Source organism: Streptomyces sp. NPDC017890 (assembly GCF_044328675.1).
Classification (GTDB): Bacteria; Actinomycetota; Actinomycetes; order Streptomycetales; family Streptomycetaceae; genus Streptomyces.
Genome location: NZ_JBIRHU010000038.1, coordinates 1 through 13,088, shown reverse-complemented (window position 1 = coordinate 13,088; position 13,088 = coordinate 1). Strand labels below are relative to the sequence as shown.

General features: G+C 71.5%; 9 protein-coding genes and 1 tRNA gene. 1 reads left to right on the top strand and 9 read right to left on the bottom strand.

Annotated elements, in window-relative coordinates; translation table 11 throughout:
• Positions 1-15: 15 nt before the first annotated feature.
• The 8 genes from ACH4F2_RS33325 to ACH4F2_RS33290 form a co-directional block, all read right to left on the bottom strand.
• Positions 16-1,152, bottom strand: coding sequence for an LCP family protein (locus tag ACH4F2_RS33325; protein ID WP_398136478.1), 1,137 nt, complete (start codon positions 1,150-1,152; stop codon positions 16-18).
• A gap of 432 nt (positions 1,153-1,584) precedes the next feature.
• Positions 1,585-3,675 (bottom strand): transcription termination factor Rho, encoded by a 2,091-nt coding sequence (rho, locus tag ACH4F2_RS33320; protein WP_398136477.1) that lies wholly within the window; start codon positions 3,673-3,675, stop codon positions 1,585-1,587.
• 429 nt (positions 3,676-4,104) lie between these two features.
• On the bottom strand, positions 4,105-5,034 hold the full coding sequence (gene thrB / locus ACH4F2_RS33315) for a homoserine kinase (protein WP_398136476.1): 930 nt from the start codon (positions 5,032-5,034) through the stop codon (positions 4,105-4,107).
• A 333-nt stretch (positions 5,035-5,367) separates the two neighbouring features.
• Complete coding sequence (gene thrC, locus ACH4F2_RS33310) at positions 5,368-6,426, bottom strand: threonine synthase (RefSeq protein WP_398136475.1); 1,059 nt, start codon at positions 6,424-6,426, stop codon at positions 5,368-5,370.
• A 6-nt stretch (positions 6,427-6,432) separates the two neighbouring features.
• A complete protein-coding gene (locus ACH4F2_RS33305) occupies positions 6,433-7,725 on the bottom strand; it encodes a homoserine dehydrogenase (RefSeq protein WP_398136474.1) in 1,293 nt (430 codons plus the stop codon).
• A 185-nt stretch (positions 7,726-7,910) separates the two neighbouring features.
• The gene (lysA, locus tag ACH4F2_RS33300; RefSeq protein WP_398136473.1) at positions 7,911-9,302 is read right to left on the bottom strand and encodes a diaminopimelate decarboxylase; all 1,392 of its coding nucleotides are present in this window, start codon (positions 9,300-9,302) and stop codon (positions 7,911-7,913) included.
• A gap of 18 nt (positions 9,303-9,320) precedes the next feature.
• Entirely contained in the window at positions 9,321-10,373 is a 1,053-nt protein-coding gene (gene nrtL / locus ACH4F2_RS33295) for an ArgS-related anticodon-binding protein NrtL (protein WP_398136472.1), read from the bottom strand.
• A gap of 115 nt (positions 10,374-10,488) precedes the next feature.
• Positions 10,489-10,950: a response regulator gene (locus ACH4F2_RS33290; RefSeq protein WP_398136471.1), complete on the bottom strand. Its 462-nt coding sequence runs from the start codon at positions 10,948-10,950 to the stop codon at positions 10,489-10,491.
• Positions 10,951-11,151: 201 nt separating this feature from the next.
• Here ACH4F2_RS33290 and ACH4F2_RS33285 point away from each other — a divergent pair.
• Positions 11,152-11,223 (top strand) — tRNA-Arg (locus tag ACH4F2_RS33285).
• Between the two features lie 455 nt (positions 11,224-11,678).
• Here the strand turns inward: ACH4F2_RS33285 and ACH4F2_RS33280 are convergent.
• On the bottom strand, positions 11,679-12,512 hold the full coding sequence (locus ACH4F2_RS33280) for a PIG-L family deacetylase (RefSeq protein WP_398136470.1): 834 nt from the start codon (positions 12,510-12,512) through the stop codon (positions 11,679-11,681).
• Positions 12,513-13,088: the final 576 nt, after the last annotated feature.

The following is a 13,088-nucleotide window of genomic DNA, read 5'->3' as shown; positions in this document are numbered from 1 at the left end:
CGCCCGGCCGCGCCTCTACGGGGCGCTGTTCACCACGCCCTTGGCTCCGCCCGACGCGGTGCCCTCCGTCGCGGCCGCCGGGACGGGCCTGTCGTTCTTCAGGGCCGTCCACACCTGGTCGGCCTTGGTCTTCTCCACCAGGACGCGGTTGGCGTCCGCGGGGTCGTAGACGACCGGCATGGTGACCATGTTCATGTTCGAGGCGTCGATGCCCTTGAGGCCGCTCGCGAAGGACATCAGGGAGTTCACCGAGCCGAGGTCCGAGTCGGTGGTCAGCGTCTTGGTGGCGGTGTCGGCGATGTCGTACAGCTTCTTGGGGTTGCCGAGCAGGCCGATGTCCTTGACCTGCTCGGCCAGGGCCTTGACGAAGGCCTGCTGGAGCTGGATGCGGCCGAGGTCGGAGCCGTCGCCGACGGCGTGCCGGGTGCGGACCAGGCCGAGGGCCTGCTCGCCGTCGAGCGTGTGGGTGCCGGCCGGCAGGTCCAGGTGGCTGTCGGGGTCCTTGATGTCCTCGCTGGTGGTGACCTCGACGCCGCCGAGGTCGTCGACGAGTTGCTGGAAGCCGCTGAAGTCGACCTCCAGGTAGTGGTCCATGCGCAGACCGCTGATGGACTCCACGGTCTTCACGGCGCAGGCGCCACCGCCGGTGGAGTAGGCGGAGTTGAACATCACGTCGTCGGCGGCGGGGTGCTCGTCGCCGTCGGCGCCGGTGCACTCGGGGCGGTCGACGAGGGTGTCGCGCGGGATGGAGACCACGCTGGCCTTCTTGTGGCCCCTGTGGACGTGCACGACCATCGCCGTGTCGGAGCGGGCCGTGCCGTCGTCGGTGCCGCCGCCCAGCTCCTGGTTGCCGCCGGTGCGGGTGTCGGAGCCGAGGACGAGGATGTTCTCGGAGCCGTTGTCGGCCTTCTCGGGCCGGTCGGCGCCGAGGACCTGGTCGATGTCGACGCTCTGGAGGTTGCCGTTGAGCTTGAAGAACAGGACGCCGGCGCCGGTACCGCCCAGGACCACGACGCCCGCGGCGGTCCAGGCCGCGACCAGCAGGCCCTTGCGCCGCCCGCTGCGCGGCTTGCGGCGGCGCCCCTTGCCCCGGTGACGGGGCCCGGGGGACTTCCCGGGTATGGCGGGATCCGGCGTGCTCTCGGCGGACATGTGCTCCTCGGTCCTCTGCGGTCGGCTACCCCCTGCGCTCAGGGTCGGACTGGCCGGCTCCGGCGATTTGGCCGGTACCTCACCATCGTCCCTCCGTGACTGAGACGGAGAAACCCGGCACAGGGTTGCACAGCGCTCTGTGGGCTACCGGCGCACCGCGGGTACGGAGCGTGTCCGGCGCGTGTCCGGTGCGTATCCGCACGCTGTACGCGGACGGCGTTCACCTGCGGGTTTTGCCCGGTGTCGGCCAGTGGCCGCCGTCCGGCCGGTGACGTTCCGTGTGGCAAAGGTCTCGTTTCCGCAACGCCGGGGCGGCACGGGGGGGGCGGGCCACGCGTCCGCCCGGAGCGGCACGGGTGGCCGGGCGGACGCGAAAGGGCCGCTCCCCGTACGGGAGCGGCCCTTTCGGCGATGCGTGCCGGTCGGTCGGCCTCAGTCGCCGTTGCCCGGCGTCGGGGTCGTCTTCTGGATCTGCATCAGGAACTCGGCGTTCGACTTGGTCTGCTTCATCTTGTCGAGGAGCAGCTCGATCGCCTGCTGCTGGTCGAGCGCGTGCAGCACGCGACGCAGCTTCCAGGTGATGGCGAGTTCGTCGCTGCCGAGCAGGATCTCTTCCTTGCGGGTGCCGGACGCGTCGACGTCCACCGCCGGGAAGATGCGCTTGTCGGCGAGCTTCCGGTCGAGCTTGAGCTCGGCGTTGCCGGTGCCCTTGAACTCCTCGAAGATGACCTCGTCCATGCGGGACCCGGTGTCCACCAGGGCGGTGGCGAGGATGGTCAGCGAGCCGCCGTCCTCGATGTTCCGGGCCGCACCGAAGAAGCGCTTCGGCGGGTACAGGGCGGTCGAGTCGACACCACCGGACAGGATGCGGCCGGAGGCCGGGGCGGCGAGGTTGTACGCACGGCCCAGGCGGGTGATCGAGTCGAGCAGGACGACCACGTCGTGACCCAGCTCCACCAGGCGCTTGGCACGCTCGATGGCGAGCTCGGCGACCGTGGTGTGGTCCTCGGCGGGACGGTCGAAGGTCGAGGAGATGACCTCGCCCTTCACCGACCGCTGCATGTCGGTGACCTCTTCCGGACGCTCGTCGACCAGGACGACCATCAGGTGGCACTCGGGGTTGTTGTGCGTGATCGCGTTGGCGATCGCCTGCATGATCATGGTCTTGCCGGTCTTCGGCGGGGCCACGATCAGACCGCGCTGGCCCTTACCGATCGGCGCGACGAGGTCGATGATGCGGGTGGTGAGGACGCCGGGGTCCGTCTCCAGACGGAGGCGGTCCTGCGGGTAGAGCGGCGTCAGCTTGTTGAACTCCGGCCGTCCGCGGCCGTGTTCGGGCGCCATGCCGTTGACGGAGTCCAGGCGCACCAGCGCGTTGAACTTCTCGCGGCGCTCGCCCTCCTTGGGCTGGCGCACGGCACCGGTGATGTGGTCGCCCTTGCGCAGGCCGTTCTTGCGGACCTGGGCGAGGGAGACGTACACGTCGTTGGGGCCGGGCAGGTAGCCGGAGGTCCGGATGAACGCGTAGTTGTCGAGGATGTCGAGGATGCCGGCCACCGGGATGAGGACGTCGTCCTCGTTGACCTGCGGCTCCTGGATCTCGTCGCGTCCGCGGCGGCCCCGGCGGTCGCGGTAGCGGCCACGACGGCCGCGGCGTCCGCCGTCGAAGTCGTCCCCGTCCTCGTCGGCCCGCTGCTGACGGTCCTGGCCGCCGCCCTGCTGCCGGCGCTGCTGGCCTCCGCCCTGGTTCTGCTGGTCGTCGCCCTTGCCCCGGCGGTCGCGGTCGCGTCCGCGGTCACCGCGATCGCGGTCACCACGGTCACGGTCGCGGTCGCCGCGCTCCCGGCGGTCGCGACGGCGGCCCTCGCCGCCCTCGCCGTCGGAGCGGGCGTCGCCCTGGCCCTGGCCCTGCTGCTGGGCGGAGGACTCGGCCTTCGGCTCGCTCTTCGTCTCGACGGCCACCGTCTCGGTGGCGGCGGAGGGGCTGCCCGCGTCGGCGGTGGCCCGGCGGCGACGTCGCTCGGAGGGGGCGTCGTCGGCGGGGGCGCCGGCCTGGTCGGCCGAGGGCGAGACCTTGGGGGACGGCTGGCCGGGGATGTCGATCTGCTGCTGGGCGGCGGCCTTGTCGGCGGCCGCCCGGTCCGTCTTCTTCTCGGCCCGGCCGGCCTTCTCCGCCTTCTCGGCGGGGGCCTCGTCGCCCGTACGGGCCCGGGAGGTGCTGCGGCGCTTCGGCTTGGTCTCGCCGGCGGTGTCCGCCGCGGCGGACGCGGCCTTGGCGGGGGCGCCGCCCGCGGCCTGCGCCTCCTTGATGACCTCGATCAGCTGGCTCTTGCGCATACGCGCGGTGCCCCTGATGCCGAGGCCTGATGCGACCTGCTGCAGCTCGGCCAGCACCATGCCCTCGAGGCCGGTACCGCGGCGCCGCCGGGAGCCGGCACCGGTGGCAGGCGCGGAGGCGTCCGTGGAGGGCGCGGCAGCGGTCTCCTCGACACGTGCGCCCATCAGATCGGTGGTGTCGCTCACGAAGGGTCCTTCCCTGGAGCGGACGTCGGCCTGTCTGGCTCGGCGACCGGTTGTGCTGTCCGACTTCGGTCCTTGCTGTGCGAACCGTGCCGGGGCGGTGGTCCGCCTGAACGGCGGAAGAGATATCTGGTGATGGCGCTTCCCCTGGCCGCGGCACCTGGTGTCTGTGTCCTGCGGTGTGGTGGCACCGGTTCCGAAGCTCCCCCAGAGGGGGTACCCCCACGGGCGGGCCGCTCAGTGTCCGTGTCGGCCGTACTGATCACGTACGGCATCCACCACACAGTGCGGCTTGGGGGGCTCCCGGAAGAATGTCTGTCCCGGACGGGGACACGAGGCACCTCGCCATGGTGGGGTCGGGTGCAGACTTGAGATTAACACTACCGGATCCAACAAATATTCCCCCTCTCGAAATCCGGCAACCGTGCGCGTCTAAATGTCGCTCGAGGCCGCCAGTGGCAGGACGCTCGCGCCCTGCCGGTCCAGGCTGAGCCGGTTGGCCGCCCAGTCCGTGCCCGCCGACGCCTCGACCTTGTCGGCCGTGTCGGCGTCGGCGAGGGCCATCACCGTGGGCCCGGCGCCCGAGATCACCGCGGGAATGCCGTCTGCGCGCAGCCGTTCCACCAGCGCCGCGCTCTCCGGCATGGCCGGCGCGCGGTACTCCTGGTGGAGGCGGTCCTCGGTGGCCGGCAGCAGCAGTTCGGGGCGCCTGGTGAGCGCTTCGACGAGCAGTGCGGCGCGGCCGGCGTTGGTGGCGGCGTCGACGTGCGGGACGCTGCGCGGGAGCAGGCCGCGCGCGGTCTGGGTCAGTACCGGCTTTCCGGGTACGAAAACCACCGGAACGATGGAATCGGAGGGCTCCAGACTGATCGCCCGGGCGGCGCCGGACTCCATCCAGGACAGGGTGAAGCCGCCCAGCAGACAGGCCGCCACGTTGTCGGGGTGGCCCTCGATCTCGGTGGCGAGGTCGAGCAGCGCGGTGTCGTCGAGGCGGGCCTCGCCGCCTATGGTCACCGCGCGCGCCGCGACGATGCCGGCGCAGATGGCGGCGGAGGAGGAACCGAGGCCGCGGCCGTGCGGGATGCGGTTGGCGCAGACGATCTCCAGGCCGCGGGGCTGTCCGCCCAGGAGGTCGAAGGCGGTGCGCAGGGAGCGGACGAGGAGGTGCTTCTCGTCGCGCGGCAGCGTCTCGCTGCCCTCACCCGCGATGTCGATGTGCAGCCCTGAGTCGGCCACCCGGACGACCACGTCGTCGTACAAGCCCAGCGCGAGGCCCAGGGCGTCGAAGCCCGGGCCGAGATTGGCGCTGGTGGCGGGGACGCGCACCCGGACGGCGGCGGCGCGGAACGCTGGACCGGCCATCGCTTGATGACTCTCCTTGAGCTGCGTGACTGTCGAATGACATTCGATGACTTACGGAACCTCGGGCCCTCCGCTGCCTGCCCAACGGCCGACCACTGCCTGCCCCACGGCTCCCGGCCGTTTCCCGACCGCGGGGACGGCGCGGCACCGCGGCATATGCGGCGGGCGGGTTCGGTACAGCCTATCGAAGGAAGGTTCTGTGGCGACATAGGGCGCACAGGAGGCGCACGATGCGTGTCGTAAGCCCCCTGTGCACCCCCTGTAGGTGACTTTCCCGGCTGGACGTCGCTTACGCCCCCGTACGCTGGGCGCGCTTCACCGGGAGGGAGTCCCTCAGACCAGACCGAGCCGCTCGGCCGCCGTCGCCGCGTCGACCGGGACGGTGACCGGCTGCGGGGCACCGGCGACGGCCCAGTCCGGGTCCTTCAGCCCGTTGCCGGTGACGGTGCACACGATCCGCTGCCCCGGGTCGACCTTGCCCTGCTCGGCGGCCTTCAGCAGACCGGCCACCGACGCGGCGGACGCTGGCTCCACGAAGACGCCCTCCTGGGAGGCCAACAGCCGGTAGGCGCGCAGGATCTCACGGTCGGTCACCTCGTCGATGGCACCGCCGGACTCGTCCCGCGCGGCGAGCGCGAAGTCCCACGAGGCGGGGTTGCCGATGCGGATGGCGGTGGCGATGGTCGACGGGTCCTTGACGACCTCGCCGCGCACGATCGGGGCGCTGCCGGAGGCCTGGAATCCCCACATGCGCGGCGTCCTGGTGCTGATCCCGTCGGCGGCGTACTCCTTGTACCCCTTCCAGTACGCGGTGATGTTGCCCGCGTTGCCGACCGGAAGGACGTGGATGTCGGGGGCGTCGCCGAGCATGTCCACGATCTCGAAGGCGGCCGTCTTCTGCCCCTCTATACGTACCGGGTTGACCGAATTGACCAGCGCCACGGGGTAGTTGTCGCTGAGCGCGCGGGCGAGCGTGAGGCAGTCGTCGAAGTTGCCGTCGACCTGGAGGATCTTCGCGCCGTGCACGAGGGCCTGGCCCATCTTGCCGAGCGCGATCTTGCCCTGCGGAACGAGGACGGCGGAGACCATCCCGGCCCGTACGCCGTACGCGGCGGCGGAGGCGGACGTGTTGCCCGTGGAGGCGCAGATGACGGCCTGCGCGCCCTCCTCCTTGGCCTTGCTGATGGCCATGGTCATGCCACGGTCCTTGAAGGACCCGGTCGGGTTCGCACCCTCCACCTTGAGGTGGACCTCGCAGCCCGTGCGCTCGGAGAGCACCTGCGCGGGCACGAGCGGCGTGCCGCCCTCGCGGAGCGTCACGACGGGCGTGCTGTCGGAGACGGGCAGCCGGTCCCGGTACTCCTCGATGATTCCGCGCCACTGGTGGGTCATTGCTGGTTACTCTCCTTCAACCCGCATGATGCTGGCGACACCCCGCACGGTGTCGAGCTTGCGCAGCGCCTCGACGGTACCGCCGAGGGCGGCGTCGGACGCACGGTGGGTGACGACGACGAGGGAGGCCTCGCCGTCCTTGCCGGACTGCCGCACGGTGTCGATGGAGACACCGTGCTCCGCGAACACGGTCGCGACCTGGGCGAGCACGCCCGGTTTGTCGGCCACGTCGAGGCTGATGTGGTACCGCGTGACGACGTCGCCCATCGGCGAGACGGGCAGCGCGGCGTACGCGGACTCGCCGGGTCCGGTCGCGCCGCCCAGCCGGTTGCGGCACACGGCGACGAGGTCGCCGAGTACGGCGGACGCGGTCGGCGAGCCGCCGGCGCCGGGCCCGTAGAACATGAGCTGCCCCGCCGCGTCGGACTCGACGAACACGGCGTTGTAGGCCCCGCGGACGTTCGCCAGCGGGTGGCTGAGCGGGATCATCGCGGGGTGCACGCGCGCGGTGACGGAGCCGCCGTCGGCGGCCCGCTCGCAGATGGCGAGGAGCTTGATGGTGCAGCCCATCTCCTTGGCGGAGGCGAAGTCGGCGGCGGTCACCTCGGTCATCCCCTCGCGGTAGACGTCGTCGAGGCGCACGCGCGTGTGGAAGGCGATCCCGGCGAGGATGGCGGCCTTGGCGGCGGCGTCGAAGCCCTCGACGTCGGCGGTCGGGTCGGCTTCCGCGTACCCGAGGGCGGTGGCCTCGTCGAGCGCCTCCTGGTACCCGGCGCCGGTGGTGTCCATGGCGTCGAGGATGAAGTTGGTCGTCCCGTTGACGATGCCGAGCACCCGGTTGACCTTGTCGCCGGCGAGGGACTCGCGCAGCGGCCGGATCAGCGGGATGGCACCGGCGACGGCGGCCTCGTAGTACAGGTCCTTGCCGTTCGCGTCCGCCGCGGCGTGCAGCGTCGCGCCGTCCTGCGCGAGCAGCGCCTTGTTGGCGGAGACGACGGAGGCGCCGTGCTCGAAGGCGGTGGTGATGAGGGTCCGGGCGGGCTCGATCCCGCCGATGACCTCGACGACGACGTCGATGTCCCCGCGCTTGACGAGGGCGGTGGCGTCGGTGGTGACGAGGGCGGGGTCGATGCCCTCCCGCACCCTGTCGGGCCGCCGCACCGCCACGCCCGCGAGCTCCACCGGGGCCCCGATCCGGGCGGCGAGGTCGTCGGCGTGCGTCGTCATGATGCGCGCCACCTCTGAGCCGACCACTCCACAGCCCAGCAGCGCCACCTTCAGCGGACGCGTACGCATCATCCGACCTCGTTTCCTCATACCGTCTACGGTTGGACCAGTCTCACGCACCGGACGGGATTTTCTGCCTTTCGTCCGGATCGTGAGACGTTTATTTCATTTTCGCAGGGGTGGACGGCGAAAGATCTTCCGCCCCGCCTGGTCCCCCGTCGCCCGGCCGCCCGGTCCCCCTGGTCGCCTGCGGGTTCTCACCCGACGTCGAGGCGCAGCAGATCCTCCTCGGTCTCCCGCCGGACGATGACCCGCGCCTCGCCGTCCCGGACGGCGACGACGGGCGGACGCAGCGCGTGGTTGTAGTTGCTGGCCATGGAACGGCAGTACGCCCCGGTCGCCGGGACGGCGATGAGGTCGCCGGGTGCCAGGTCGCCCGGCAGGAAGGCGTCCTTGACCACGATGTCACCGCTCTCGCAGTGCTTGCCGACGACCCGCACGAGCATGGACTCGGCGTCGGAGGTGCGGGAGACGAGGGCGACGCTGTACTCGGCGTCGTACAGCGCGGTGCGGATGTTGTCGGACATGCCGCCGTCGACGGAGACGTACGTACGCAGCCCGTCGAGCGGCTTGACGGTGCCGACCTCGTAGAGCGTGAAGGCGGTGGGCCCGACGATGGCGCGTCCGGGCTCGACGGAGATACGGGGCGTGCGCAGCTTCGCACCCTCGCACTCCCGCGTGACGATCTCGGTGAGCTTCTTGGCGATCTCGTGCGGCTCGCGGGGATCGTCATCGCTCGTGTACGCGATTCCGAGCCCGCCGCCGAGGTCGATCTCGGGCAGCTCGACGCCGTGCTCGTCACGGATGTCCTTGAGGAGCCCGACCACCCGGTGGGCGGCGACCTCGAACCCGGACATGTCGAAGATCTGCGACCCGATGTGCGAGTGGATGCCGATGACCTCGAGCCCGTCGAGCTGGAGCGCCCGCCGCACGGCTTCCGCCGCCTGCCCGCCGGCGAGCGGGATCCCGAACTTCTGGTCCTCGTGGGCGGTGGCGATGAACTCGTGCGTGTGGGCCTCGACCCCGACGGTGATACGGATCTGCACGCGCTGCCGCTTGCCGAGCGACTGGGCGATGTGGGCGACGCGCACGATCTCCTGGAAGGAGTCGAGCACGATCCGCCCGACGCCGGCGCGGACGGCCCGCTCGATCTCCTGGGGCGACTTGTTGTTGCCGTGGAAGGCGATGCGGTCGGCGGGCATCCCGGCGGAGAGCGCGGTGGCCAGCTCGCCCCCCGAGCACACGTCGAGGTTCAGCCCCTCCTCGTCCAGCCACCGCACGACCGCGCGCGACAGGAAGGCCTTGCCCGCGTAGAAGACGTCGGCGTCCGCGCCGAACGCGGTGCGCCAGGCCCGCGCCCGGGCCCGGAAGTCGGCCTCGTCGAGGACGTAGGCGGGGGTGCCGTACTCCTCGGCGAGCCGCGTGACGGTGATCCCGCCGACGGTGACGACTCCGTCCGCGTCCCGGTCGACGGTCTGCGCCCAGACCTTGGCGTCGAGGACGTTGAGGTCGGCGGGCGGGGCCGAGTAATGCCCTTCGGGGAGGACGTCGGCGTGACGGGGCCCGGCGGGGTGTGCGGAACGGCTCATGTCGTCTACTGCGCTCTCTCAGAGGTGGTCGGGTGCGTCGATACCGAGGAGGGACAGGCCACCGGCCAGCACCGCCCCGACGGCTTCGGCGAGCGCCAGCCGGGCACGGTGGGCGGCCGAGGGTTTCTCCCCGCCGCGGGGCAGCACGGTGGGCAGGAGGGGCAGCGCGGCATCGGCGACGGTGACGAGGTGCCGGGCGACCCGGTCGGGGGCGCGGTGTGCCGCGGCGGCGGCGAGGACACGGGGGTGGTCGGCGAGGGCGGCGAGGAGGTCCTGCGCCGTGCCGGTCAGCGGACCGGGCTCGGCGGCGAAGCGGAGATCGGCGGCGTTGCGGGTCAGGGCGCGGGTGCGGGCGTGGGCGTACCGCACGCGGAAGAGGGGGTTGCTCTCGCGCTGCACGAGGTGCTCGTCGCCGATCCGGGGCCGGTCGTGGGCGGCGGGGTGGAGCAGGGCCCAGCGGCCGGCGTCACGACCGAGGACGAGCGGGTCGGCGGGGGCCGGGACGGGCCGGACGTTGACCGGCAAGGCGGCGGGCGCCGGGCCGGCCGCGTCGACGCGTACGCCGAGGGTGGCGGTCCACTCGGGCTCGGGCGGGGCGACACAGCTGGTGCGGACGAGGGCGCCCTGGGAGCGCAGGACGCTCGCGGCTGCTTCGGCGACGACGACGGCACGGAGGTCGTGGGGGCAGTGCAGCTGCACGATGCGGCCGCTTCCTCCGCCGGGCCCGTCGGCGTACCCGTACCGGTCCCCGTACCGCAGGATCTCCTCGACGAGGCCGGTGGGCGCGGTGTCGTGGAGGCTGATGTTGAGGAACCCGGGGCCGGTCAGGACGACGTCGGTGATGCCGTCGACGTCGACGAGATACGGCCGCAGCACCTCGGCGACGCGGCGCGGCGGCTGCCCGGCCGGCCGGGCGAGTTGGAGGGCGATGTTGGTGGCGTAGTCCCCGCACCCGCCGGGTCCCGGCGGTGCGACCGCGGCCCGCGCCGGGACGGTCACGTCCAGCGCACCCGCGTCGACGGCGCGACGCACCGCGTGCAGCACGGTGCGGGAGAGCTCTACGGGGGTCACGGGTCAAGCGTATGGGAGGAGGGGGGTGGGTAGGCGAACAGGTTTGGAACTGGTCCCGCTATATGGACGGAGCGCCCCTTCGCCCGTGGGTGGGGGTGGGTGAAGGTGGGTGGAGTCACCCGGCCGACTCGGCCTGAGCCGGCGCTTCACTCTCCCCGGCCGCACCGAGCGCCGTCCGGAAGGAGGCCGCACTCCCGCAGGCCTTCCGCTCGACCAGCTGTCGTACGAGAGCGACGAGCTCGGCGGGTTCGAACGGCTTGGACAGAAAGGCGTCGGCCCCGGCAGCGAACCCGGCGTCGACCTCGTAGGGCGTACAAGCACTGACGATGGCGATCGGAAGCGCCCGCGTGAGCGGATCGGCACGCAGCTGGGCAACGGCCCGCACCCCGTCCAGCCGAGGCATGACCACGTCCAGCGTGACGACGTCGGGCCGGACCTGATGGACGACTTCAAGACACTCGGCACCATCGGCCGCGGTCACGACCTCGAAGCCCTCCAGCTCGAGATTGACCCTGATCAGCTGCCGGATGACCTTGTTGTCGTCGACAACAAGAACCCGGCCAGACGCCCTAGGCACAACTCGAGAGTAGGTCCGGACCGGCCACCGCGTCCGGGTTTTCCCCACTTCCACCCCGTGCGGGGGACAACGCCCCCGCGACTGACGCCCCGAGAGGCCCACGGGACACCCCACGACCCGCGAAAACCCGTTCATGACCACCCCGGGGGAGCTGGTAGTGTTCTACCCGTCGCCGCAAGCAACACCGACCGCGACCGACACGCCCCCGTAGCTCAGGGGATAGAGCAACGGCCTCCGGAGCCGTGTGCGCAGGTTCGAATCCTGCCGGGGGCACCCTGTATGAGGTGCCCAAAGACCCCGTCACCAGCGGAAACGCTGAGGCCGGGGTCTTCGCGTATGTGCAGGCGTGTGCCGCCCTGAGCGGGCGTATGTCGGGGTCTGTGGACGAGGCGTGGACGGGATCTTGAAGCATCGCCGCTGGTGAGCACCGAATTCCCAACCTGGACGCTACGCAGGCCAACACCCAACCACCTGCCATGACTCGCCTCGCCTGGCGACCCGGCGCCAGACGAGGCGATCGATACTGAAGCAACGGGCATCCTGGCAACTAGCCCGCCTCTGAAGCACCGCCAGCCGCTGCATGCAAAGGCGCGAACGTCGCTAGTGGTGGTCGGCGTGGCCGGGAACCGGAGGCTGGTCCACCTGGACGCGGTCGCTCCTCGGAGTGGGACGGGGAGGGCCGGCCCGTCGAGACCGTTGGCTGCCGGTCCCCGGGCCGGGCGGGAGAATCAGCGCAGTCCGGCGAAGAGGTCGTTCTCGGGCACGATCGCGCCGGTGGCGTCCTTGACACGCAGGAAGGTCTCCATGCCCATCAGCTCGCCGAATCGCTCCTTGCCCATCTTGAGGAAGAAGATGTTCTCGCCCTGGCTGGCGTGCGCGGCCAGCGCATCGAACTTCTGACCGCTGAACGCGGTGGTGTCCACCCACGTAGTGATCTCGTCGTCGGGGAGGCCGATCTCCGCCAGCGCGGCGGCCTCGGCAGGGTCCGGCTCCGGCATCTCCTCCTGGAATTCACTCATGGTCTCCCCGAACCGCTGCATCGTCGAGCGGGGCATCGTCGTCCAGTACACCTTCGGCACCGGCTCAGTCATCTCCAGCGCCGCCATCGTGATGCGGTGGGCCTGGATGTGGTCGGGGTGGCCGTAGAAGCCGTTCTCGTCGTAGGTGACGACCACGTCGGGCCGATAGTGCCGTATGAGTTCCGCGAGACGGGCCGCGCCTTCCTCCACGGGGGTCTGCCAGAACGATCCGGGGGCGTCGTTGCTGGGCCAGCCCACCATCCCGGAGTCGGCGTAGTCCAGCATCTCCAGATCGCTGACCTTCAGGACCTCACAGCTCGCCTCGAGTTCCTTACGGCGCATGGCGGCGACGGCGACCGGATCGTGGCCGGGATCGCCCGGCTTCACGCCTCCCGGTCCGTCACCGCAACCGCCGTCGGTACACGTCACGAGAACGGTGCGGATGCCTTCCGCCGCGTACCGCGCGAGAACTCCTCCGGTTCCGGTGGCTTCGTCGTCGGGGTGGGCGTGTACTGCCATGAGCGTCAGGGGCCGGTCAGTCATGAAACAGTCCTTCTGTAGGAATACGTCCTGGTCCTTACGCGGCGGGATGCGGTGGGCCCGTCGCGTCCTCGGGCCCGGATCCTGGTGGGCGGACGCGCTCGCGGGCCGGTGTTCGCCATCCGTGTGGCGCCGGTCCTTCGGTCGGTGCAACCGTGCCGGGCGAATCGGTTGTTCCCACTGCGCGCCTCGGTCTTCCGGGCGTCGGGGCCGCGAGTCCGACGATCACTGCCCTCGTCGCAGCGCTGGGCGAGGCCGCGCGGCGGGACCGCGGCAGACATCGCTGGGACTGGCCGCCGAGCGGCCTGAGGAACCGATGCTCATAGCGCTTGGCACAGGGGGTCTCACGAGCCGGTTCGAACGCTTCCTGGCACTCCGGGCGCAGAACGACGAAGCCCGTGGTCAGCTCTACGAGCTGACCACGGGCGGATCTCAACGCCGAGCGTGGGCAGGTTCCTTGCGGGGGGGGGGGGGGGGGGCCCCGCCCCCCCCCCCCCCCCCCCCCGCCGGGGGCCGCGCGGGGGGGGGGGGGGGGGGGGGGCGGGGGGCGCCCCCCCCCCCCCGGGGGGCGCAAACCCC